This window comes from Actinoallomurus bryophytorum (assembly GCF_006716425.1).
Lineage (GTDB): Bacteria > Actinomycetota > Actinomycetes > Streptosporangiales > Streptosporangiaceae > Actinoallomurus > Actinoallomurus bryophytorum.
The window spans coordinates 1144837-1168465 of record NZ_VFOZ01000001.1; the positions used below are offsets into that span (position 1 = coordinate 1144837).

Sequence of the window (23629 nt, forward strand, 5' to 3'; positions counted from 1 at the left end):
TCCCCGAGTGCCGCTTTCGTCCCTACCGTCACTCGGCATACCCCCGGCACTGGTGCGGCACGCCTGATCAGGGCCGGTACCTGCCGGTATGGCAGGCACCGGCCCTGGGTTCTCAGGACGGAAGCGTCCACTTCTGGTTGGCGGCGGAAGCGTTGCAGTCCCAGATCTGCAGACGGGTGCCGTTGGCCGAGCTCGGGCCGGTCGCGTCCAGGCACCTGCCCGATCCGGTGTTGACCAGCGTCCCGCCCGAGCCGGGTTGCCACTTCTGGGCGGCGGAACCGTTGCAGTCATACAGCTGCACCGGCGTGCCGTTGGCCGTACCGGCCGACGTGACGTCCATGCACTTGCCCAGTGCCCGCAGGGTCTGGTCCGATCCGACGGTCCAGCTCTGCGCGGACGTGCCGTTGCAGTCGTACAGCTGCACCGCCGCGCCGTTGGCGCTGCTCGCCGCGGCCACGTCGACGCACTTGCCGCCGTACCCGGTGATCTGACCGCCGGTGCCACCGCCACCGGTCGCGCTGGTGGTGACGTGCACGTAGTCGACGACGAGTTGCTGCGGGAAGGTGGTGGAACCGTCCGGGTCGCCCGGCCAGTAGCCGCCGACCGCGAGGTTCATGATGATGTAGAACGGGTGGTCGAACACCCAGTGGTTGCCGTTCAGGTCGGCCGGCGTACGGGTCTCGTACGCGTGGCCGTCCACCGACCAGGTGATGGTGTTCGGCGCCCAGTCGACCGCGAAGGTGTGAAAGTCGTCGGCGAAGGCCTGGCCGTTCGGCAGCGTGTAGCCGGCGCCGATGCCGCCGCTGCCGGAGTAGCCCGGCCCGTGGATCGTGCCGTGCACGCTGCCGGGCTCGAAGCCGACGTTCTCCATGACGTCGATCTCTCCGTTGCCGGGCCAGCCCTGGTTGCCGGTCCCGAGCATCCAGAACGCCGGCCACATGCCCTGGCCGCGCGGGATCTTCATCCGCGTCTCGAAGTGGCCGTACGCCTGGGTGAAGGCGGAGGCCGTGTTCATCCGGGCCGAGGTGTACTGGCACGTGCCGTACCAGCACTGGTAGCCGGCCGGGTTCTCCTTGCGCGCGGTGATCACGAGGTGGCCCTGGCCGTCCAGCGCGGCGTTGTTCGTACCGCTCGTGTAGTACTCGCGCTCGTGGTTGTTGACGTTGTCGCCGGTCTCGAGGCGCCACTTGCCTCCGTCGACGGCGGAGCCGGCGGCACCGTTGAAGTCATCGGTGAACGTGGCCGCGGCGGGCGCGGCGGCCCGCGGGGCCTGAGGCGCCCGCGGGCTCGCCGCCGCCGTGGCGGCGCCACCGGACCCGATGATCAGCGCGGCGGCCAGAGTGAACAGGCCGATACGCCGGCGGGATGCGGTGTGCATCGTTTTCTCCCTCTCGTACTCGATCGGGCTAGGACGTGGTCCACTGCTGGTTGGTGGCGCCGGTGCAGGTCCAGACCTGCAGCCGGGTGCCGTTGGCCGAGCTCGGCCCCGTGGCGTCCAGGCACTTACCGCCCGCGCTGCTGACCAGGGAGTTGTTCGCGCCCTTGCTCCACTTCTGGTTGGCCGCACCCGTGCAGTCCCACAACTGCACCGTCGCGCCGTTGGCGGTACCGGGCGCGTTCACGTCCATGCACTTGCCCAGGGCGCGGATCGTGCCGTCCGAGCCCACGGTCCACTGCTGCGCCGTGCTGCCGTTGCAGTCGTACAGCTGGACGGCCGCGCCGTTGGTGCTGCTCGCCGCGGCCACGTCGACGCACTTGCCGCCGTAGCCGGTGATCTGACCGCCGGTGCCGCCACCGCCACCGCCGCCACCGCTCGAACCGCCGGTGATCGCGTTGAAGGTGCGGGAGAACTGGTACGCGCTCTGCGGCGTGCCGCTGCAGGTGTCGGAGAGCTGGCCGTTGGTCGAACACGCCTTGTCACGGCCGAGCGCCCAGAACGCGAGCTCCTGGATGCCGTGGCTCGCCGCGAAGCTTTCCAGCGTCGTGGCGTTGCCGGTGGTGAAGATCTCGTTCTGGGAGTCGTTCACGCCGATCATCGGCGTGTTGCCCTCCATGGCCCACAGCTGGTCGGAGGTCTTGGTCGTCCAGATCTTGCCCAGCTGCGTGTGAAGGCCGTTCGCCGCGTTGATGGCGGTCTGTCCCATGTCAAGAGTCGGGCCGTAGTCCATCGTCATGGGGTTGACGAGGTTGACGTCCAGGCCCCGGCTCTTGGCGTTGTTCAGCAGGTCGAGGCCGTCCTGCGGCAGGCCGCCGGGGTCGGTCGAGAGGGTGTAGTCGACGGTGAGGTGCTTGCCGGCCGCGGCGTACTGCTGCTGGAGCGCGGCGAGCGCCTGGTTGCGCCGGTCGTTGGCGGCGTCGTCGTCGATGACCCCCTCGCCCTCGATGTCCATGTCCACGCGGGTGAGGTTGAGGGTGTCGATGACCTTCTTGTACTGCGCCTGCAGCGCGGAGACCGACGAGCACGCCTGGGCGAGCTCGGTCGGGGCGGCGCCGCCGAAGGAGACGATGACGTCGCCGCCGGAGGCACGCAGGTTGTTGATCGCGGTCTGCCACCCGCTGCTGTCGATGGAGGTGTCACCGTTCCAGGTGGCGGTGCAGCCGTTGCCGGCGATGACGAAGGCGAGTGTGTAGTACTTCAGCCCGGTCGCGGCCTGGGCGCTGGCCATGGCCGAGGTCGAGCCCCAGGTCTCGACGTACGGGGCGGCGTAGTGGGCGGGGAAGCCCGGTCCCGGGTTGACCGCCGCGTGCGCGGCCGTCCCGGTGCCGACCATCACACCCGCGGCCGCGAGGGGGATCGCGGCGAGCGCGGCGAGACGGGCCAGCCCGCGCCGGGGCGTGCTGAACAGAGGTCGTGGCATGAAGAGTTCTCCTGACGGGGGTGAAATGAAACGGTGGTGACGGAGATGGCTAAGGGGTGGCCCACTGCTGGTTGGTGGCGCCGGTGCAGGTCCAGATCTGCAGCCGGGTGCCGTTGGCCGAGCTAGGGCCGGTCGCGTCCAGGCACTTGCCCGACGCGGGGTTGACGAGCGAGCTGGACGCGCCCTTGCTCCACTGCTGCGCGCCGGAGCCGTTGCAGTCGTACAGCTGGACCTGCGTGCCGTTGGCCGTACCGGCCGAGGCCAGGTCCATGCACTTGCCGAGCGCCTTGATGGTGCCGTCGGAGCCGACCGTCCACTGCTGCGCGCCCGAGCCGTTGCAGTCGTACAGCTGCACCGCCGCGCCGTTGGCCGAGCTGGCCCCGGCGACGTCGACGCACTTACCGCCCAGGCCGGTGATCTGGCCCGTGCCGCCACCGCCACCGCCACCGCCGTTGCCGCTCTGCGTGCCGTTCCAGGTGAACGTCGCGGTGGTCTTGGCCGGCAGGGAGTAGGTGAACGACTCGCCGCCCCAGTTGACCTTCATCGACTGCGCGGAACCGGTGTCGTTGTAGGCGACGAGCGCCTTGGAGCCGTCCGGGTTGCGCCAGGCGACGTTGGGCACGGAGGAGTTGGCCGTAGAGTCGATGCGGTATGCGCCGGGCTTGACGAACTTGGTGAGCTGGCCCATGTCGTAATACTCGACCGTGTAGTCGACCTGCCCGCTGCGGCTGTCGCCGTTGTGCACGGTGATCAGTCCGGTGCAGGTGCCGCAGCCGCCGTTGTGCGGGCCCATGTTCTGGTCCACGGCAAGCGACCACTTCACCACGCTCTTACCCCAGTTGCGGGTGTAGTCGATGATGTTGTGCATGTCCTCTTGCTGCTGGTTCCCGATCCAGGTGCCGCCGGAGTGCTCGGTGTCGTAGGCGTCCAGGTTCGGGTACTGGTTGTGCGTCGTGGTCTGCTGGCCGACGTCGCCGCCGTAGCCGTGCCAGGCGATGCCGCCGAAGTTGGGGTCGTTGCGGATGGCGGTGTCGTCCACCTGCGGCGCGCCGTAGCTCGCGTAGGTGTCCCAGTTCCAGTCCAGTGCGAGGACCTTCGTGGACAGGCCGGCGGTGTGGAAGGCCGGCAGCAGGTTGGTCTTGGTGAAGTAGTCCAGACCTGAGCCGTTCCAGCTCATCGACGGATACCCGCCGCAGCACGTCGGCTCGTTCTGTGCGGACACGAAGTCGATCGGCACGCCCTGAGCCTGGTACGCCTGGATGTACTTCACGAAGTACTGGGCGTACGCGGCGTAGTACTGGGACTGCAGCCAGCCGGGCTGGTTGAACGTGCCGTTGTCCTTCATCCAGGCCGGCGCGCTCCATGGCGTGGCCATGACCTTGAGGGCCGGGTTGAGCTGCCGTGCCTGCTTGGTCAGCGGCAGGACGTCGGCCAGGTCGTGGGAGATGGAGAAGTGGCTGAGGCTCGGGTCGGTCTGGCCGGAGGGCATGTCGTCGAAGGAGTAGTTGCTCCGGGCCAGGTCGGAGGCGCCCATCGGGTTGCGCAGGAAGTCCAGGCCGATTCCGCTGTTCGGGTCGAACAGCTGCTGCATCACCTGGGTGCGCGTCGTCGAGCTGAGCGCTCCGCTGCTGTTCATCAGCCAGGCGGCGGTGTCGGTGAACGACGCGCCCGCGCCGGTGAACTGCTGGTAGCGGTTGTTCTCGTTGACGGTGATGTTCTGGGCGCCGCTGCCACCGGTCCCGAAGGTGATCGGCGTCTGCTGCTGCAGCCCGCGGGTGACGTGGCGGCCGCCGCTGTCATCGGTCGTGGTCAGCCAGATGTTGACGCTTTCACCCGCGGCGTGCGCGGGAGAGAGCCCACCGGTGAAGAGTGCGGCGACGAGAGCAAGGAGTGCGGAGGAGGCGAACAGCCGTGCGGGCCTTTGGCCGGCGCGGCGGGCTTTCTTCTTCATGGGGCGTCTCGGCTCCAGGATTCGGGGGCGGAGGAGTCATATGCCTGTGGCGGCAGGCGAGGTCGTACTCGTGCGGCTATGCCTGTGGCGGCAGACATGGTCGTACTTGGGCGGTTATGCCTGTGGCGGCAGGCGTGGTCGTGCTTGGGCGGCCCCCGTCCGCGGTGAAAGACCCTCGGCCGGGTCACCCGCTGCGAGAACAGCGCGGGCCCGGACAAGGAACGCGGGCCGGGTGACGGTCGCCACCCTCCCGTCGACCTGCTCCCCCGTCCCCGGCCGGCCGGACCACCGTCGCCGGCGTACGCGCTGGCGGGCGCGTAGGCGATGGCGTTCGGTGGCTGTCCTGCGCGGCGGGGATCGTGCCCGGCACCGGTGGCTCTGGCGGAGTCATCCGCGAGCCGGGGCTCGGCCGGGGCGAGCACGGCGAGGGAGCCGGCCCGGCCACCCACCGGGCCGGGTTCTGGTCGGCGTCCGGCCGGGGCGGGCCCTGGCCGGAGGCCGGCGGGAGCGGATCCCGTACGGCCACTGAACGGACAGGGCGGCACCATGGCGATCGCGTCTCGCTGGAGGCTGCGGTGCCACATGGCGCGTGCCCCTTTCGGCGGGATGAAGTCCTGGTTCGGCATCCCCCGAGGCCATTTATTAAGAAACCTTCCTTTCAGTGGTCCCGACGTTAACGTCGCGGTCAAGTCATGTCAACACTCATCGGACATGACCGTCCGGCCGTACGATGGGCCGCCTCACAGGCCCATGGGCCGCCGTCGCTCCCTCTTGACGGACCACAGATGTGGGGATAAACAGAAGTAAAACAACCTTGAAACGGTGGTCAATCAACATGTACGCCGAGGAACGACAGCAGGAGATTCTTCGGCGCACACGCGATGCGGGCCGCGTCGACGTGGTGACGCTCGCGGAGGACTTCGGCGTCACGATGGAGACGATCCGCCGGGACCTGACGGTTCTTGAGCGTGCCGGCACGCTGCGCCGCGTGCACGGCGGCGCCATCCCCGTCGAGCGCCTCGGCTTCGAGCCGGCGCTGGCGGCTCGCGACGCCGTCATGACCGCCGAGAAGGAACGCATCGCCAAGGCCGCCCTCGCCGAGCTCCCCGCCGACGGATCGATCATCATCGACGCCGGATCCACGACGGGGCGCCTGGTCCAGGTGCTGCCCAGCGACCGCGAGTTGACAGTGATCGTCAACTCGCCGCCGCTCGCCACCATCCTGGCCACCCGCTCCAACCTCAACGTGATCATGCTCGGTGGCAGGGTCCGCGGGCGTACGCTCGCGACCGTCGACGACTGGGCCATGCAGCCGCTCGCGCGAATGCGGGTCGATGTCGCGTTCATGGCCACGAACGGCATCTCCGCCGAGGTCGGCCTGACGACACCGGACCCGGCCGAGGCGGCCATGAAACAGTCGATGATCGGAGCCGCACAGCGCACGGTGCTCCTCGTCGACCACACCAAGGTCGGCAACGACTATCTCGCCAAGTTCGCGTCGCTGGCCGACATCAGCGTGCTGATCACCGATACCGGGCTGGACAGCGGGCTGGCCGCGGACCTGGCGGCCGCGGGGCCGGAGGTAATCCGCGTCTGACCAGGTGAGCGACCGGCCGAACAATTCTCGGCGATGGTAGTGACGACGACGCGGCGGCCCCCGTACGTACGTGGATCACCGATCTCCCCTTCGACGGCCAAATGTGAACGAAGCTCATTTATACCGGCTGAGCAGGGGAAATAGGTTTATCTAACCCTTAAGCGAAGCCTAAGCGTATTTATGTCCGTGACAGAGCGACCGGACGTACGAATGCCCCCTGCCGCGCGCAGGGGGCATTCGCGGACCGTGCCGCCGGGTGTCAGCCGTTCGTCTCGGCGAGTACCGCGGCACGGGCCTCGGCCGCGTCACCGGCGTCCAGCGCCAGCGCGGCAAGACGTTCGCATTCGGCGAGAGTGTGCCCGGCGAGGCTCGCCCGTACGGCGGGCAGCCCGCGCGGGCTCATGGACAACTTGGTGATGCCGAGCCCGGCCAGCACCGGGGCGAGAAACGGGTCGGCGGCCGCCTCACCGCAGATGCCCACGGACTTGCCGGCGGTCTTACCGGCCGCCGCACAGACCCCGATCAGCTCCAGCAGCGCCGGTTGCCACGGGTCGAGCAGGTCGGCGAGGCCACCGCTCTGCCGGTCGGCGGCGAGCGTGTACTGGCTCAGGTCGTTGGTGCCGATGCTGAGGAAGTCCACGGTGTCCAGGAACCGCCCGGCGCGCAGGGCCGCGGCCGGTACCTCGATCATCACGCCGGCCGTGGGCAGCCCGTGGTCGCGGACCCGGGCGGCGAAGTCGGCGGCCTCCGGCTGCGTGGAGACCATCGGCGCCATCACCCACACGTCGGCGGCGGTCTCCAGGGCGGCGAGCGCGATGGCCTCGAGCTGGGTGTCCAGGATCTCCGGCTGCTCGCGCGCCACCCGCAGGCCGCGTACGCCGAGTGCGGGGTTGGGCTCCTCACGCAGGCCGAGGAACGGCAGCGGCTTGTCGGCTCCCGCGTCGAGGGTGCGGACCACGATCGTGCCGCGTTCGAAGAGACGGAACGCCTCGGCGTACGCGTCCACCTGTTCCTCCAGGTCAGGCGCGTCGTGCCGGTCCAGGAAGAGGAACTCCGTGCGGAACAGTCCCACACCCGCGACGTCGGTCAGGTCGACCCCGGCGAGGTCGGCCGCCGAGCCGATGTTGAGCATCAGGTCGACCGCGTGCCCGTCCGAGGTGCGCCCCGGACCCGTGCCACCGGCGAGCCGTGCCCGCTCCTCGGCGGCCCGTGCGCGTACGCCGTCGACCTCCTCGTCGCCGACTCCGGCGCGTACGAGACCGGTGGTGCCGTCCACCGTCACGGCGGTCGCATCCGCGATGCCGAGCGCGCCGGCACAGCCGACCACGGCGGGTAGGCCGAGCGAGCGGGCCAGGATGGCGGTGTGGCTCGTCGGGCCGCCGCGTTCGGTCACCAGCGCGAGGACGTTCGCCGGGTCGAGGGTGGCCGTGTCGGCCGGCGCGAGATCGTCGGCGACCAGGACGTACGGGTGGCCCGGCTGCGGCACGCCGGGCATGGGCAGCCCGAGTGCCGCGGCGATGGCGCGGTGGGCGATGTCGTCCAGGTCGGCCGCCCGCTCGGCGAGGTATCCGCCGAGCCCTTCGAGTGTCCTGCGGTGCTCGTCGAAGGTGTCCCGCAGGGCGTGCGGGGCGTCCGCGCCGTCCTTGATCCGGTCGGTGACACCGTCCTTCAGCGTGGGGTCGGCGGCGATCATCGACTGGGCGTCGAGGATGTCGCGCGCCGCGCCGGTCGCCTGGGCCGCACGCTCGCGGAGCCGGTTCTCAGCGGCCTCCAGGGCGCGCGCCGCGACCGCCACCTCCTCATCCGGATCCTTGACCGTTCGCGCCTCGGGGAGGGACGGCGGCGGGCTCATCCGCGCGACCGGCCCGGCCGCGAGGCCGGGGCTGACCCCGATACCCCGCAGCTCCTCAGGCATCGGTCGGCTCCTCCGCGTCCAGGTCGCGGGCGAGCAGGGCGGCCAGTGAGTCCAGGGCCTCGTCGGCGCCCGGCCCGTCGGCCTCGAGGGTGACCTCGGTGCCCTTCTGGGCGCCCAGCGACAGCACGGCGAGCATGCTGGCCGCCGGCACGGGCTTGCCGTCGCCGACCCGGATCTTCACCGGGACGCCCTGGTCGGCGGCGGCCTTGACGAACAGCGCGGCGGGCCGTGCGTGCAGACCCGTACGGGAGGCGATCGTTACCGTTCGCTCGGACATGCTTGCTCCCTCGTCAGGGTTCGATGGTGACCTTGATGGCGGTGCCGCGGGCCACGATGTCGATGCCCTCGAGCACATCCGCGAGCGGCAGGTGATGGGTTATCAGATCCGCCACGGGGACCGCGCCGGAGGCGATGAGCTCGAGAGCCTGGGCGTTGTGCCGGGGGCTGGAGCCGTTGGCACCCACGATCGTCAGCTCGCGGTAGTGCACGAGGTTGGAGTCGCAGGCGATCACCGGGTTGTCCTTCGGCAGCCCGCCGAAGAAGCTGATCCGGCCCTGCCGTGCCGCCATCTGGAGCCCCTGCTCCTGCGCGGCGCCGGAGGCGGCCGCGGTGATGATGGCGTCGGCGCCCCGCCCGTCGGTCAGCTTCATCACCTGGTCGACCAGGTCGGTGCCGTGGAGCGCGGCGTCCGGCTTGACCCGCTCGGCGGACATCGCCAGCCGGTCGGGGTTCAGGTCGGCCAGGAAGACGCGCGCGGCGCCGCGTGCGCGGGCCAGGCGTACGTGCAGGCAGCCGATCGGACCGGCGCCGATGATCACGACGTCGTCGCCCTCGCCGATGCGGGCCAGCTCCTGGCCGTTGAGCACGCACGCGAGCGGCTCGGCCACCGACGCCTCGTCGAAGCCCAGCCCCTCCGGGATGTGGTTGAGGCCGTCGACGGCGAGCACCTTGGCCGGCACGATCGTGTACTCGGCGAAGCCACCGTCGTAGTGGTAGCCCATCGACTCCTGGTTCGGGCACACCGTCATCCGGCCGCGGCGGCACTCCTCGCAGGTGCCGTCCGGGATCGCCGCGATGACCTGGACGCGGTCGCCCGGCTGCCAGCCGGTGACCCCCTCGCCGAGCTCGACCACCTCACCGGCGATCTCATGCCCCATGACCCGCGGCGGCCGGATGTGGTGGTGACCGAACTTGGAGATCTTCACGTCGGTGCCACAGGTCGAGCAGTTCCGGACCCGGATCTTGACGTCCCCGGGGCCGGGGGAGGGCTCGGGGGCATCCTCGACGCGGATGTCCCCGGGCGAGTAGAAACGGGCGACCTTCACGCTGGTTCCTCTTCTCCGGCCGGCTGCAGCAGCCGTACCACTTCGTCGATGTCGTTCGTCTCCCGCAGGGCACGTGCCCGGTCGGGGTCGAGCAGGATCTGGGCGAGCTCGGACAGCAGGCGTACGTGGCCGTCGCCGACCGCGGCGATGCCGATACAGAGCACCACCTGCTGGTCATCGCCCCAGCTCACGCCGTCAGGGAACCGGACGAAGGAGACCGCGTCATGGCGTACGGACTCCTTGCCGTTCAGGGTGCCGTGCGGGATCGCGACGCCCTCCCCGACGTACGTCGACACGGACTGCTCGCGTTCGAGCATCGCGACGACGTACGCCGGCTCCACCGCGCCGGTCCGCACGAGCGCCTCGCCACACTGGCGGATGGCGTCGTCGCGGCCGGTCGCGGTCGCGTCGAGACGTACGGCGCCGCGGTGGAGGAGCTCAGGCACTGATTTCGCCGCCGTTCTTGATCGCGTTGACGAGGCTCTTCACGGCGGGGTCGCCGATGAAGACCTGGAACTTGACGATCGGCTTGCCGCCGGCGCCGGCCGCCGCGCGTGCGGCGAGGCCCTGGTGACAGACGACGATGTCCGCGTCCCCGGGGATGGTGTTGACCGGGGTGTGCTCCACCTCGACGTCGAACTTCTTCAGCTCCTTGCGCAGCTGGCTGGCCAGCATGACGCTGCTGCCCATTCCGGCGTCGCAGGCCACGACGATCTTCTTTACGTCCTTGCCGTTCATCGGTCACGCTCCATGGGGTGCTGTTTCGGTGGCCGGCGCCTCGTCGGTCCGTGTGGTCGTCGCCGACTTCTCCTCGGCCGTCACCGCGACCGACTCGTCCTCGGCCACCGCCTCGGCTTCTTCCTCTTCCTGGTCTCCGGCCAGTCTGCCGAAGCCGAGCAGGACCGAACCGACCGCGAAGGAGACCCCGGCGGCGATCAGTACTCCGAGGAACACCCCGAAGTAACCGCCTCGGGGGGTCTCCGCGGCGTACGCGAAGATGCTGCCCGGCGCCGGGGTGGCGACCAGACCCGCACCGGTGACCATGAACGTCCCGATGCCCGCGGCGCCGCCGGCAATCGCGGCGAGGATGAGACGCGGCTTCATCAGGACGTAGGGGAAGTAGATCTCGTGGATCCCGCCCAGGAACTGGATCACGATCGCGGCGGGGACGCTGGGCCGCAGGCGCTTCGGGCCGAACAGCAGGTAGGCCACCAGGATGCCGAGGCCGGGCCCGGGGTTGGACTCCAGCATGAACAGGATCGACTTGCCGTGCTTGGCCGCCTCCGTCACGCCCAGCGGGCCCAGTACCCCGTGGTTGACGGCGTTGTTGAGGAACAGCACCTTGGCCGGCTCGATCAGCACCGACGCCAGTGGGAGCAGGTGATGGTGGATCAGCCACTCGACCCCGCTGCCGGCCCAGGTGGTCACGTGCTTGACGATCGGCTTGATCGCCCAGTTGCCGAAGACCGCGGCCGCCGCGCCGAGGATGCCGGCGCTGAAGTTGTCCACCAGCATCTCGAAGCCGGCCTTGGTCCGCTCCTGGATGAAGCCGTCGACCAGTTTGAGCACGTACGCCGTGGCCGGGCCCATGATCATCGCGCCCAGGAACATCGGGATTCCGGCGCCGACCACGACCCCGATCGTGGCGACCGCACCGACGACCGCACCACGCTGGCCGTGCACCATCCGCCCGCCGGTGTAACCGATCAGTACCGGCAGCAGGACGTTGATCGTCGGGTCGACCAGCGCGCCGAACTCCTTGTTCGGCAGCCACCCGGTCGGAATGAACAGCGCGGTGATGAGACCCCAGGCGATGAACGCGCCGATGTTGGGCATCACCATCCCGGCGAGATAGCCGCCGACTCGCTGAATCGTGGCCTTGACGCCACCACCGGTGACTTCTGGTGTGTACGGAGTGGCCATGAGGGGCCTCCCTTGGGGGTTGGGGAATCTGCCGGGCAGATCAGGCGATCAGCGACCGGCCCAGGTCCGGACGCGAATGGATGTGGACGATGTCGCGGCGGATGTCCTGCGGCCGCGGCATCCGGCTGGCGGGCAGGCGGACCGCCGCCGCCCCCCATGCCAGACCTTCGGCGAGCGCCTCGCTCCCCCGCGCGCCGGCGGCCAGGAACCCGGCGAGCAGGGCGTCGCCCGCCCCTACCGTGCTCCTCGCCCCGGCGACCGGTGCCTCGCCGATGGTGACGCCGCCGTCCTCGACCAGTACGGCGCCGTCGGCGCCGAGGCTGGCGAGCACGCTTCCGGCGCCTCGTTCGCGCAACTGCTGTGCCGCCTCGACGGCGTCGCCGACGCTGTCGACCGGCCGCCCTACGGCCTCGGCGAGCTCGTCCCGGTTCGGCTTGATGAGTACCGGGGCGGCGTCGACCGCGGCCAGGAGCGCCGGGCCGCTCGCGTCGACCGCGACCTGGACGCCCGCCTGGGTGAAGAACTCACACATCTGGGCATAGATCCCGTCCGGTACGCCGGGCGGCAGGCTTCCGCAGGTCACCACCCAGCTAGCGGACTCGGTCTCGCCGAGCACCGCGTCGGCGACCGCGTCCAGCTCCTTGCGGGACAGGGGCTCGCCGGGTTCGTTGAGCTTGGTGACCACACCGTCGGGCTCGGCGATGGTGATGTTGGATCGGGTCCGGCCGGCCACGCCGACCGCGCGGAGCGGTATCCCGTCGGCCTCCAGGAGGCGGACGAGCTGTTCGCCGTCGGCACCGCCGACGGGCACCACGGCGACGGAGGGGACGTTGTTCGCGAGCAGGGCCCGCGAGACGTTCACCCCTTTGCCGCCGGGGTCCAGCCGCGCCGAGGTGGCACGGGTCATCGTCCCGCGCACGAGACGGTCGACCTCGATGGTCCGATCCAGACTCGGGTTGAGGGTCAACGTAACGATCATGCCGCGTCCGCCCTCGCCACTCGGGCCGTGCCCCCCGTCCAGGCGGCCCGAAGACCCACCATGGACCGGCGGCGGACCTGCCCGCCCCCGAGGCGGCAGCGCGCGCCTTGAACCCCCACCACGCCGGCCGGGCACAGGGCCGCCCGTCGCCTCTCATCGGCGCACATCGTGTTGCTTCACCGCCGTTTCAGTTTGGTTTCCATTTGTTTACGCCCATATGCGTCCGGCCGTCAAGAGATTGACGTGCCCCAGATCACACAAATTCACCCCTCCGGAAGCACCGACTGGAAGCCGCAGGTGTAGGGGGGACGGGCGATGGTGGAGGGCACGGGCCGAGGTGGCCAGGCGGGGGCACTGGCGCCGAGCGGGGGCGGAGGCTGGACGAACCTGCCACCGACCACCCACCGCGCGCAGCACACCGACCAGCCGGCTACGGGCACGCGGGTGTAGAGGCACGGCGGAGACGGGATGATGAGCGTCCCGCCCAGGAATCCGTCGGTATCCCCTCAGCTCCGGATGGCCGCCGCCAAGTGGGCCTTCCACCGAGAAGCGACTCGTTCCCAAGCCCCACCAGCCCGCCGGCGTTCCGACTCCGAGGACGCGTGTGAAGGACCTGCCACCCGAGCCACCCACCCCGCGCAGCACACCGACTGCCCCAGCGAAGCTACGGGCACCGCCACGAGCATCGGCCCGGCATGGCCGTCATTGCGGCACAAAACGCCGCGCGGTCGCGAGTGCGCCGAGGCCGCGCATCCTCGCTGCGGCACAAGACACCTGCTCGTGCGCCTAGCGACACGCCGCGCAGTCACGAGTCTGCCGACCCGTGCATCACGGTGGATTCGCTGCGCGTTCGTCGGCGTACCCGTGGCGAATCTGGGGGAGGGTTGTTCGCGGTCGCCCGCAGCGCGTCGCCTTGGTCGAGGTGATACCCAAGGCCCGCACGCCCCGCGTCCTCTGCGTCAGGTCCGTTTGCGGACTTGATGTCCGGGTCTGCCCGCACTCGCGCTCCTCCCGCGTCCGTGCCCGCCCGCACTCCGGGTCCTCGCGCTCCGCCCCTTGTCTGCTCGCATCCCGCGCTCCGCGCTCCGTCCGGCCCGCGCACTCGCGCGCCCCGCCCGCTCCGCGCGGCGCGTGTCGCCCCCGCGCCCTGTCCCGCGCCCGTGCTCGCCCGTACGCTCCGGTCCCGTCCACGCTTCGGCAAGCCCCCGTGGGATTGCGGCGGTGTCGGTCGGCGTGGTGTCAGGGGCGGGGGATGTTCCGGAGGTTGGAGCGGGCCAGCTGCACCATCCGCCCCACGCCGCCGCTGATCACCATCTTGCTCGCCGACAGGGCGAAGCCGGTCAGCTGCTCCCCCGTGATCCGCGGCGGCAGAGACAGTGCGTTCGGGTCCGTGACCACGTCCACCAGCGCCGGTCCGTCGTGGCGGAACGCCTCGCGCAGTGCCGTGCGTACCTCTCCCGGGTCCTCCACCCGGATCCCGTGCACGCCCGCCGCGCGGGCGATCGCCGCGTAGTCCGTGTGCTGGTGCTCGGTGCCGTACGGCGGCAGGCCCGCGACCATCATCTCCAGGTCCACCATGGCGAGCGAGGAGTTGTTGAACAGCACGATCTTCACCGGAAGCCCGTGCTGGACGACCGACAGCAGCTCACCCATCAGCATCGAGAAACCGCCGTCTCCCGACATCGAGATCACCTGGCGGCCGCGGTCGGCGAGTTGCACGCCCAGGGCCTGGGGCAGGGCGTTGGCCATCGAGCCGTGGCTGAACGAGCCGATCACCCGCCGCCGGCCGTTCGGTGTGAGGTAGCGCGCGGCCCAGACGTTGCACATGCCGGTGTCGACGGTGAACACCGCGTCCCCTGCCGCCTCCTCGTCCAGGACGGAGGCGACGTATTCGGGGTGGATCGGCGTGCGCCGCCCGACGTCGCGTGTGTAGGCCGCCACCGCGCCCTCGAGCGCGTCCGCGTGCCGTTTGAGCATGCGGTCCAGGAACCGGCGGTCGGTCTTCTCGCGTACGAGCGGGATCAGCGCGTGCAGCGTCTCGCGTGCGTCGCCCCACACGGCGAGGTCCAGCCGGCAGCGACGGCCCAGATGCTCGGGCCGTACGTCGACCTGGACGATCCGGACATCGCTGGGAAGGAACCTGGTGTACGGGAAGTCGGTGCCGAGCATGATCAGCAGGTCGGCCTCGTGCATCGCCTCGTACGCCGCGCCGTACCCGAGCAGCCCGGACATGCCGACGTCGAACGGGTTGTCGTACTGGATCCACTCCTTGCCGCGCAGCGCGTGGGCCACCGGGGACTTCAGCCGGTCCGCCAGCCTCATCACCTCGTCGTGGGCGCCGGCCGTACCGCTGCCGCAGAAGAGCGTGACCCGCTCCGCGTCGTCGATCATCCGGGTCAGCGCGGCGATCTCCTCGTCGGCCGGGCGCACCGTCGGGCGCCGGGTGACGAGGGCCAGCTGGGCCGCCCCCTGGGGCGCGTCCAGCGCCGCCACGTCGCCGGGCAGGCAGACCACCGAGACGCCCGAGCGGCCCACGGCGTGCTGGATCGCCGTCTGGAGGACGCGTGGCATCTGCGCGGGATTGGAGATCAGTTCCGAATAGTGGCTGCACTCGGCGAACAACCGGTCCGGATGGGTCTCCTGGAAATAGCCGGTGCCGATCTCGCTGCTCGGGATCTGCGCGGCCAGCGCGATCACGGGCGCCATGCTGCGGTGCGCGTCGTACAGGCCGTTGATCAGGTGTAGGTTGCCGGGACCGCAGCTGCCGGCGCACGCCGCCGGGCGGCCGGTGATCTGCGCCTCCGCGCCCGCGGCGAAGGCCGCGGACTCCTCGTGCCGCACCTGCACCCAGTCGATGCCGGGCGTACGCCGGACGGCGTCGGTGACCGGATTGAGACTGTCGCCGACGACGCCGTAGATGCGTTCCACCCCCGCGCGGACGAGGATTCCGACGAACTGCTCGCCGATGCTCTGCCTGGCCATCCGTACTCCCCCGTGAAGCGGCCACCCCTTGCGGACCGGCTCATACCCGCAATCGGGGGTCCAGGGCGTGTCCGATACACGACGGCAGGAGGACAGACCGCCCTAAGCGGTCCAGGTCGGGATCCGTACCTGGAGCGAGGTGCCCTTGCCGCTCGGGCTCCGTACGTCGATCGTGCCGCCGAGCGCCTCGACGCGGTCCTTGAGGCCGATGAGGCCCGATCCCCCGCCGACGGCGGCGCCACCGACCCCGTCGTCCTCGACCGCCATCTGGATCACGTCCTCGTCCAGGTGCAGGTGGATCCGTACGACCGAGGCGTCCACGTGGTTGGTGGCGTTCGTCATCGCCTCCGCCACGATGTAGTAGACGGCCACCTCGAGCCGCTCGTCCAGGCGCCGGGCGACGTGCAGGTCGAGCTCGACGGGGACCACGGACCGCCGGGCGAGCGCCTTGATGGCGGGGTGGAGGCCGCCGCGGGACAGGATCGCCGGATGCAGACCCCGGGAGATCTCCTGCAGGTCCTCCAGGACGCCGGACAGGCCCGAGGCGGTCTTGGCCACCCGTTGCCGCAGAACGTCGTGGCCGTCGGGGATGGAGCCCTCAGCGGCGCGGAGTTCGAGCCCGAGCGAGACGAGGCGCTGCTGGGCGCCGTCGTGCAGGTCGCGCTCGATCCGGCGCCGGGTCTCGTCGGAGGCCGACACGAGGCGGGCGCGGGCGGCCGTGAGCTTGGCCCGGCTCTCGGCGTTGGCGATCGCCGTGCCGACGAGTTCGGTGTACTCGGTCATGCGGACCTCGATCCCCTCCGGCTGCGGATCTTCGCTCATCGAGAAGGCGATCATCACGCCCCACAGACGGCCCTCGACCACGACCGGGCTCCCCGCGCCGCACCTGACTCCGCGCGTCCGCGCCCACACGCCGATGCCGCTGGTGGCGCGCTGGTAGTCGGTCACGCGCGCCGGACGCCCGGTCCGCTCCACCGACGACTCAAGACTCCGGCCCTCCAGCGACCAGCAGGAGCCCGTGGGCGGTGCCGCCTCGGGGTTCTTCTCGGCCTTCCAGGAGCCGACCACGGTCTCCATCCGGTCGGGCTCGAAGCGGTTGACCACGATGAAGTCGGCGGCCAGGATGCGGCCCAGCTCGGCGGCGACCGCCTCGAAGACCTCGTGCGGGGAGACCGCGCGCGCCACGAGGGTCGCCACGCGGCGCAGGGCCGCCTGTTCGTCGGCGACCCTGCGGAGCTTGTCGTGGCTCATCTCCAGGGAGCGCGCCATGGTGTTGAAGGCCTGTTCGAGCACGCCGATCTCGCCCAGCGAGGTCTCGGGCATCCGGACGCCCAGCTCACCACGGGCCAGGTCGGCGGCCATGATCGACGCGCGGCGCACGGGGCGTACCAGCGCGCGCGTCAGGTACGAGGTGAAGACGAAGACCAGCACGAACGAGGCCACCGCCGCGATGCCGGCCATCGCCATGGCCCGCCGGGACGCCTCCAGGGAGTGCTGTTCGTAGCGGGAGGTGAGCCTGCGCTGTACCCCCATGAACTGGTCGAAATCGGTCCGGATCCGGTCGACACGCCGCTGCCCGTCCGCGACCGAGGCCGCCGCGCTGACCCCCGGTTGCCGCTGGACCTTCGTCACGAGCGGTACGGAGAAGTCCTGGAGGTAGGACGTCACGGCCGACGAGATCTGGCCGGCCCGCTTTCCCTGCTCCCCGCCGATCTTCGTGCCGAGCCGGCGGAACTCCGCCGCCTCTTGGGGAACCGCGGCTCGTGCCGTCTCCCAAGGCGTCAGGAATGTCGGATCTTTGGTGATGATGTAGCCGCGTTCGCCCGTTTCGAGGTCCACGATGAGACGTTCGAGCCGGCTGGAGGAGGCGAGGACCTCCTCCGACCGGCCCGTCAGTGCCGCCGCGTCGCGCAGCCGGGTGATCGCTCCAAAAAGGATCAAGAACGTGGCGGTCATCAGCAGCGCCAGCAGGGCACTCGCGATGACCAACCGTCGGCTCAGTCCCCGTGGAGCGTCGACCCGCAGCTGCGAGCGGCGTGACGCCCATCTGGTCACTGCTCGTTCCTCTCGACCAGGAGAGACTGGCCGATAATGAGATTAGGGTTGGTGTGGAATCACTCTACGTGCGGAGGAGAGTGATGGTCGAACGTAGAGCGCGACTGGCTCTGGCCGAAGATGACGTCCTGCTTCGCGCCGGGCTGGCAAGCCTGCTGGAGCGGTCGGGGTTCGAGATCGTGGCGCAGGCGGGCGATGGGGAGGAGCTCATCGCCGCTGTTCGCGCGCACCAGCCCGACGTCGCCATCGTCGATATCCGCATGCCCCCCGCGTACGAGACCGAGGGGCTGGACGCGGCCCAGATCATCCGCGCCGAGTTCCCCGCGATCGGCATTCTCCTGCTGTCGGCGCACGTCGAGGTCGAACAGGCGACAGAGTTGCTCGCCGCCGGCCAGCGTGTCGGCTACCTGCTGAAAAGCCGGGTGACCGAGGTGAGCGAGTTCATCGAGACGGTCGAGCGGATCGCCCAGGGCGGCTCTGTCGTGGACCCCGGGCTCGTCCAGGAGCTCCTGACCGCCCGGCACAAGGACGATCCGCTGGAGGGCCTCACCGAGCGCGAGCGCGAGGTGCTCGCGCTGATGGCCGAGGGCCGGTCGAACGCCGGCATCGCCAACCGGCTGTGGATCACCGAGGGCACCGTGGAGAAGCACGTGCGGAGCATCCTCGCGCGGATGCAGCTGCCGGAGACCGAGGACGATCACCGCCGGGTCCTCGCCGTGATCACGTTCCTGGACAACCGTTAGCGGTCACGCTCGGTCAGGGAATAGGGGCGGCTAGCAGTGGTGGGCGGAGGCGTGCCCGCCGACGTCACCGGGCTCACCGGACCGCTCGCCGACGATCTTTCGGACCGCCGGGCCCGACAGCTCCGACTTCGGCAGGAAGCCGAGAGCGGCGCTGCCCGTGACGATGTCGGCGAAGTCGTCCTCGGGATAGGTCGAAATCAAGATCACGGCCGGTTTCGACGGCGCCTTCTCGACGATCTGGTCGGCCAGCGCGACCCCGCACTCGTCGCCCAGACAGACGTCGATGAGCGCGACGTCGGGGCGGAGCTCGTCGATGAGGTCACGGGCGTGCTCGCTGTCCGAGGCCACGCCGACCACAACGATCCCGTCGCGCTCGAGAACGCCGCGAGCGGTCTCGAGGAAGCGGTCGTTGTCGTCAACGATCAGACAGCGCATGTCCATTGCCCCAGTCTGGCGAATCGATGGCCGAATACGCATTGCCGCTACCCGGAATATAGACGTTCCGGCTGACAGGGCGCCAACCGGGGGCCCGCAAGAGCGCAGGTCAAAGACCATCTTCGGGCACCTCTGACCCGGTGGAAGCACCGGTGTACCGGCTAGCAGGGGGGTGCCCGGTGCCGCTGGCATGACAGCAGGATGGGTGCTGGCGGCGCAGACGGGGGACGCCGAAGGCGCGATGGTGGATACATAACCCGAACCAGCTGGGAGAGGAGAAGACGTCATGTGCCAGCACTGCCCGCACTGCCCCGCGGCCACCGCGGAGGATCACATTGCCGCACGCGTCATCTCCGCGCACCCTGAGCAGGGATGGAGCCTGCTCTGCAACGGTGTCGTGGTCTTCGATGACACCGGCGAGCTGTTCCCGGACGGGCACACCATCTCACCCCACAGAGCCCGCCCGCTCACGCTCGCCGCTTGATTTCTTAATTTCGAGCGTAAGGATCGACCCCATGCGTCGCATCCGTATCAAGGTCAGCAGGCCGCCTGCCAACCCGCTCCCCGAGCTCGACCTCCGGACCCCATCCGGACGGCTACTGCCCTACTGAGACACCCCATCGGCCCCGTGTGAACCCCGGCCCCCGCCGTCGGCTCACCCCCGAGCCGAAGGACCGCCGTGCGGTCTGGCGACGATGGCCCCCGTCGACAGGCCGCACGGCAGAGTCCCCCATCTCCCCGCCAGGCGGCGGCGAGCTGCTCGTCACCAATCACCGGGCAGCTCGCCGCCGTACCAGCGTTCGATCAGCTGCCGCGCGATGGAGATCCGGCCTGGCAGGAGCAGCTCGCCGGACTCGGTGGCGGCGAGAAGCTCCGCGCGGGTGTACCAGCGGGCGCTCATGATCTCCTCACCGTCCACGCGCAGCTCCTGCCCCTCCTCGGCGCGGGCGAAGAAGCCCAGCATGAGACTGCGGGGCAGCGGCCACGGCTGACTGCCGAGGTAGCGGCAGTCGTGGACGCGGATCCCGACCTCTTCGTACACCTCACGGGCGACGGCCTGCTCGAGTGACTCGCCCACCTCCACGAACCCCGCGAGGACCGAGGCCCGCCGCATCGGCCAGTTCGCGCTGCTGGCCAGCAGCATCCGCTCGTCGTCGTGCACCAGCATGATCACCGCGGGGTCCGTACGCGGAAACTGCTCCGCGCCGTCCACCGGGCAGACCCGGGTATGGCCCGCGGACGCGGGGGTCGTCGGCGCGCCGTGGCGGGGGCAGTACGCGTGGGTCTCGTGCCAGTTCTGCAGGGCGACCGCCTGCGTGAGCAGCCCGGCGTCACGGTCGCTGAGCAGCGCGCCGACCCCGCGCAGGCCGGCGGGCTCGGTCCCCTCGATGGCGGGCAGCGGCGCGGCCACCGCGAAGTAGGCGACTCCGTCCTCGTCGACGCCCAGCAGGTAGCGCTCACCTTCGGGGGCCTGGTCCGGGCCGAGCAGCACCAGGGCGGGATCCGGACGGATCAGCACCTTTCCGTGGTCGATCGCGAAGGCCCGCGTACGGGCGTCGGCCCACGCCTCGGTGAGCCAGGCGTCGTCGCGACGGCGTTCGCCGACGCGGTCGAGCGCCCCACGGGAGAGCGCCAGCCAGTCGAGCGTGGTTTCAGTCACGGAGCACCCTTCCCACCGGTCTAGCGCCGACCGGCGAACTCGTCCCAGAGATACGCCGCGACCTCGGCGCCCCTGAGCAGCAGCGGCATCTCGACCTTCTCGTTGGGGGCGTGGATCCGGTCCTCGTCCAGGCCGACCGCCACGAACACCAGCGGTGCCTCCAGGATGTCGGCGAGGTCGGCCTCGGGGCCGCTGCCGCCCTCGCGGGTGAACAGCACCTCCTTGCCGAACACGCGCTCCATCGCCCGCCGGGCCGCCAGCACGCCGGGTGAGTCGATCGGCGAGAAGCACGGCCGGACCCCGGCCCCGGTGACGTGCACCTCGGCCCTGATGCCGGGCGGAGCGTGCTCGGCCACGTACGCCTCGAACGCCTGCTGCACCGCCTGCGGATCCTGCCCGGCGACCAGCCGGAACGACACCTTGGCGTGCGCCTCGCGCGGCACGATCGTCTTGCCGCCGGGGCCGGTGTGGCCGCCCCACATGCCGTTGATCTCGGCGGTCGGGCGCGCCCAGACGCGCTCCAGCGTGGTGTAGCCCTCCTCGCCGAACGCCGCGCGGCTGCCGCCGGCCGTCGCGAGCCACTCGGCCTCGTCGAAGGGCAGGCGCGCGAAGGAGTCGCGTTCCTGGTCCGTGAGCTCGATCACGCCGTCGTAGAAGCCCTTGAGCGTGACGCGGTTTTGCTCGTCGTGCAGGCCGGCGAGGAGCCGCGTCATGGCGTGCAACGGGTTGGGCACCGCGCCGCCGAAGGAGCCCGAGTGCAGGTCAGAGGACGGCCCGTACATCGAGACCTCGGCCTCGGTGAGGCCTCGCATGCCGGTGCACATGGACGGGACGTCCGCCGCCCACATGGTCGTGTCGCTGATCACGATGGCGTCGCAGGCCAGCCGGTCCCGGCGCTCCCGGAGCAGATCCGCGAAATGGGTCGATCCGGACTCCTCCTCGCCCTCGACCAGCATCTTGATTGTTACGGGCGGCGCGGTCCCGCCGCTCGCGGCGAGCCCGGCCCTCACACCGAGTGTGTGGAAGAAGATCTGCCCTTTGTCGTCGGACGCGCCGCGGCCGACGAGCCGGTCGCCGCGTTCGACCGGCGAGAACGGATCGGTGGCCCATTCGGCGAGGGGCTCGACCGGCTGTACGTCGTGGTGGCCGTACACGACCACGGTCGGCGCGGCCGGGTCCTCGGCCGGCCACTCGGCGAACACCGTGGGCAGGCCCGGCTCGTCCGCGGTGCCGGTCTCCCAGATCTCCACGACCGGGAACCCGGTCTCGCGAAGATGGGCCTCGAGCCAGACGGCGGAGCGCCGTACGTCGTCGCGGCGCTCGGGATCACCGGAGATCGACGGGATCGCCAGCCATTCCTTCAGCGCGGCGAAGAAGCCGCTCGCGTTGGCGTCGATGTATTCGCGTACGTCCATTGAACCGCTTCCTCGCGGGCTGGTCAGGCCTCGGATCTGCCTCTGGCACTCTAATGCGGTGACCGTCTTCATCGACCGCCCCCTCTGGCCCGCCCGCGGACGGTTGTGGTCCCACATGGTCAGCGACACCTCGTTCGCGGAGCTGCACGACTTCGCCGAACGCCTCGGAATGCCGCCGCGCGCGTTCGAACGGGACCACTACGACGTGCCGTCCGACCTGTACCAGCCGGCCCTGCGCCTGGGCGCGGAGCCGATCGGCTCCCAGGAGCTGGTGGCGCGGCTCATCCGCGCGGGTCTGCGCCGCCGGAAGCACGCCCCAGGAGCATGAGCTCGGTCCGGAGGTTGTGCCGGGCGACGGCCTCCCACCGCTCCCGTGCGGGGGCCGTACGGAACAGCGCCGGCAGCCCCAGCAGGCTCTCCAGGATGTCCGCGCGGCCCGCGCGGAACGCCTCGTCCGGCACCGCGGCGTACTCCTCACGTACGGCGGCGGCGTAGCTCGCGTAGCGGTCCGGGGACGCGGCCAGGACGGCCAGGTCCGCGTCGCACAGGACGGCGCCGTCGCGGTCGCCGTCGCGCGGGTCGTGCGTCGTGGTCAGCCGGACCAGGCGGGCGACCTCGGCGACGGTCCCCGCCGGCAGGTCGGTGTCGGCGAGCATCCGCTCGGCCAGGACCGCGCTGCGCTCCTCGTTGTCGCCGCGCGACGGGTCATAGATCGCGTCGTGGAACCAGGCCGCCAGGCGTACGGCGTCGACGTCACCTGCCTCGGCGGCCAGCTCGTCGACGCGGTCGAGCACCTCGGCGAGATGCTCGGTGGTGTGGTAGCGGCGGTGCGGCTCGCCGTAGCGGCGCAGGAGGTCCGTGCCGATCGCCTCCGGGCCCGGCCAGCGGCTCAGGAGTTCCATCAGGCGGCCCTCGCGGTCCAGCGGCCTGCGGCCTTCTCGATGGTGATCGGGTGGTCGAAGCAGGCACTGATCAGTTCGGTGGTCAGGACACCGTCGACGGCCCCTGAGGCGAGCACCCGTCCGTCCCGCAGCAGCATCGCGTGGGTGGTGCTGGCCGGGAGCTCTTCCAGGTGGTGGGTGACGAGCATGCTGGTCAGCGACGGCTGGGCGCGCCGCAGCAGGTCGATGGAGGTCAGCAGCCGCTCGCGGGCGGCGACGTCCAGGCCGGTGGCGGGCTCGTCGAGCAGGAGCAGCCGGGGCCGCGGCATAAGGGCGCGGGCGATGAGCGTACGGCCGCGCTCGCCGTGCGACAGCGTGGGCCAGCGGGCGTCACGGTGCGAGACCAGCCCGAGCAGCTCGATGAGCTCCTCGGCGCGGTCCAGCTCCTCCGGCTCGGGCTTCCAGTGCGGGACCAGCTCGATGCTGCCGGTGAGGCCGGTGAGGACGATCTCGTGGACGGTGCGGGCGGAACGGAGCGGATGACTCGGGTTGACGTGCCCGATCCAGGCGCGCAGCTCGCGTACGTCCACGCGGCCGAGGCGGTGGCCCAGGATGTGGACCTCCCCGCTCGTCGGGTGCTGGTAGGCGCCGAGCAGGCTGAGCAGGGTGGACTTTCCGGCGCCGTTGGCGCCGAGCAGCGCCCAGTGCTCGCCCTCGCACACGGTGAGGGACACGTCGTCGAGCAGCGCCCGGCGCTCGCGTACGAACCGGACATCCTGCGTGCGCAGCACGGCCGGCGGCTCGGTGGTCATCGCGATGCTCATCGCGGGCCAGGCTACCCAAGAGCCCGCGCGGACAGGACCGCGCTACCGCGCGCCTGCCCGCGTGGGCTCCAAGACACGCGCGTGAC

Annotated in this window: 21 protein-coding genes; 4 read left to right on the forward strand and 17 right to left on the reverse strand. The window is 70.6% G+C overall.

What is annotated here, in order from left to right; genetic code table 11:
• Positions 1–112: 112 nt before the first annotated feature.
• Genes FB559_RS05435 through FB559_RS05445 form a run of 3 tightly spaced genes read right to left on the reverse strand, consistent with a single transcriptional unit; the run spans position 113 to position 4809 of the window.
• Positions 113–1378, reverse strand: a complete 1266-nt coding sequence (locus tag FB559_RS05435) for a glycoside hydrolase family 16 protein (protein ID WP_141953930.1) — start codon at positions 1376–1378, stop codon at positions 113–115.
• Between the two features lie 28 nt (positions 1379–1406).
• Complete coding sequence (locus FB559_RS45250) at positions 1407–2858, reverse strand: ricin-type beta-trefoil lectin domain protein (protein WP_141953932.1); 1452 nt, start codon at positions 2856–2858, stop codon at positions 1407–1409.
• Between the two features lie 49 nt (positions 2859–2907).
• On the reverse strand, positions 2908–4809 hold the full coding sequence (locus FB559_RS05445; protein ID WP_141953934.1) for a ricin-type beta-trefoil lectin domain protein: 1902 nt from the start codon (positions 4807–4809) through the stop codon (positions 2908–2910).
• Between the two features lie 835 nt (positions 4810–5644).
• Between FB559_RS05445 and FB559_RS05450 the strand changes: the two genes are divergently transcribed.
• Complete coding sequence (locus FB559_RS05450; RefSeq protein WP_141961514.1) at positions 5645–6406, forward strand: DeoR/GlpR family DNA-binding transcription regulator; 762 nt, start codon at positions 5645–5647, stop codon at positions 6404–6406.
• 259 nt (positions 6407–6665) lie between these two features.
• On the opposite strand, the gene ptsP is transcribed toward FB559_RS05450, so the two are convergent.
• The 9 genes from ptsP to FB559_RS05490 all read right to left on the reverse strand — a co-directional run bounded on the left by ptsP (position 6666) and on the right by FB559_RS05490 (position 17585).
• Positions 6666–8321: a phosphoenolpyruvate--protein phosphotransferase gene (gene ptsP, locus FB559_RS05455; protein ID WP_141953936.1), complete on the reverse strand. Its 1656-nt coding sequence runs from the start codon at positions 8319–8321 to the stop codon at positions 6666–6668.
• Positions 8314–8598 carry an HPr family phosphocarrier protein gene (locus FB559_RS05460; RefSeq protein WP_141953938.1) on the reverse strand — a complete coding sequence of 95 codons (285 nt, stop codon included), beginning with the start codon at positions 8596–8598 and terminating at the stop codon, positions 8314–8316. The genes ptsP and FB559_RS05460 overlap by 8 nt, the downstream gene beginning before the upstream one ends.
• 13 nt (positions 8599–8611) lie before the next feature.
• Entirely contained in the window at positions 8612–9646 is a 1035-nt protein-coding gene (locus tag FB559_RS05465) for a zinc-dependent dehydrogenase (RefSeq protein ID WP_141953940.1), read from the reverse strand.
• Entirely contained in the window at positions 9643–10092 is a 450-nt protein-coding gene (locus tag FB559_RS05470) for a PTS mannitol transporter subunit IIA (RefSeq protein ID WP_141953942.1), read from the reverse strand. Before FB559_RS05470 ends, FB559_RS05465 begins: the two co-directional genes overlap by 4 nt.
• A complete protein-coding gene (locus FB559_RS45255) occupies positions 10085–10384 on the reverse strand; it encodes a PTS sugar transporter subunit IIBC family protein (RefSeq protein WP_246121366.1) in 300 nt (99 codons plus the stop codon). The genes FB559_RS05470 and FB559_RS45255 overlap by 8 nt, the downstream gene beginning before the upstream one ends.
• Before the next feature lie 3 nt (positions 10385–10387).
• Positions 10388–11569, reverse strand: a complete 1182-nt coding sequence (mtlA, locus tag FB559_RS05475) for a mannitol-specific PTS transporter subunit IIC (protein WP_246121367.1) — start codon at positions 11567–11569, stop codon at positions 10388–10390.
• A 40-nt stretch (positions 11570–11609) separates the two neighbouring features.
• Entirely contained in the window at positions 11610–12548 is a 939-nt protein-coding gene (gene pfkB / locus FB559_RS05480) for a 1-phosphofructokinase (RefSeq protein ID WP_141953944.1), read from the reverse strand.
• Between the two features lie 1239 nt (positions 12549–13787).
• Positions 13788–15530: a pyruvate dehydrogenase gene (locus FB559_RS05485; protein WP_141953946.1), complete on the reverse strand. Its 1743-nt coding sequence runs from the start codon at positions 15528–15530 to the stop codon at positions 13788–13790.
• Positions 15531–15632: 102 nt separating this feature from the next.
• The gene (locus tag FB559_RS05490; protein WP_141953948.1) at positions 15633–17585 is read right to left on the reverse strand and encodes a CHASE3 domain-containing protein; all 1953 of its coding nucleotides are present in this window, start codon (positions 17583–17585) and stop codon (positions 15633–15635) included.
• 83 nt (positions 17586–17668) lie between these two features.
• On the opposite strand from FB559_RS05490, the gene FB559_RS05495 reads away from it, so the two are divergent.
• On the forward strand, positions 17669–18328 hold the full coding sequence (locus FB559_RS05495) for a response regulator transcription factor (RefSeq protein ID WP_141953950.1): 660 nt from the start codon (positions 17669–17671) through the stop codon (positions 18326–18328).
• Positions 18329–18358: 30 nt separating this feature from the next.
• Here FB559_RS05495 and FB559_RS05500 read toward each other — a convergent pair whose 3' ends face one another.
• A complete protein-coding gene (locus FB559_RS05500) occupies positions 18359–18769 on the reverse strand; it encodes a response regulator (RefSeq protein WP_141953953.1) in 411 nt (136 codons plus the stop codon).
• A 280-nt stretch (positions 18770–19049) separates the two neighbouring features.
• Between FB559_RS05500 and FB559_RS05505 the strand changes: the two genes are divergently transcribed.
• Entirely contained in the window at positions 19050–19247 is a 198-nt protein-coding gene (locus tag FB559_RS05505; protein ID WP_141953955.1) for a DUF5999 family protein, read from the forward strand.
• A 279-nt stretch (positions 19248–19526) separates the two neighbouring features.
• Here FB559_RS05505 and nudC read toward each other — a convergent pair whose 3' ends face one another.
• Together nudC and FB559_RS05515 are read right to left on the reverse strand one after the other, a co-directional pair.
• A complete protein-coding gene (gene nudC, locus FB559_RS05510; protein WP_141953957.1) occupies positions 19527–20423 on the reverse strand; it encodes an NAD(+) diphosphatase in 897 nt (298 codons plus the stop codon).
• Positions 20424–20443: 20 nt separating this feature from the next.
• Positions 20444–21838, reverse strand: coding sequence for a dipeptidase (locus FB559_RS05515; protein WP_141953959.1), 1395 nt, complete (start codon positions 21836–21838; stop codon positions 20444–20446).
• A 58-nt stretch (positions 21839–21896) separates the two neighbouring features.
• On the opposite strand from FB559_RS05515, the gene FB559_RS05520 reads away from it, so the two are divergent.
• Positions 21897–22166, forward strand: a complete 270-nt coding sequence (locus FB559_RS05520; RefSeq protein ID WP_141953961.1) for a DUF4031 domain-containing protein — start codon at positions 21897–21899, stop codon at positions 22164–22166.
• On the opposite strand, the gene FB559_RS05525 is transcribed toward FB559_RS05520, so the two are convergent.
• Together FB559_RS05525 and FB559_RS05530 are read right to left on the reverse strand one after the other, a co-directional pair.
• Positions 22120–22740, reverse strand: a complete 621-nt coding sequence (locus FB559_RS05525; protein ID WP_141953963.1) for an HD domain-containing protein — start codon at positions 22738–22740, stop codon at positions 22120–22122. The two genes, FB559_RS05520 and FB559_RS05525, sit on opposite strands and share 47 nt — an antisense overlap.
• Complete coding sequence (locus FB559_RS05530; RefSeq protein ID WP_246121368.1) at positions 22740–23543, reverse strand: ABC transporter ATP-binding protein; 804 nt, start codon at positions 23541–23543, stop codon at positions 22740–22742. Before FB559_RS05530 ends, FB559_RS05525 begins: the two co-directional genes overlap by 1 nt.
• Positions 23544–23629: the final 86 nt, after the last annotated feature.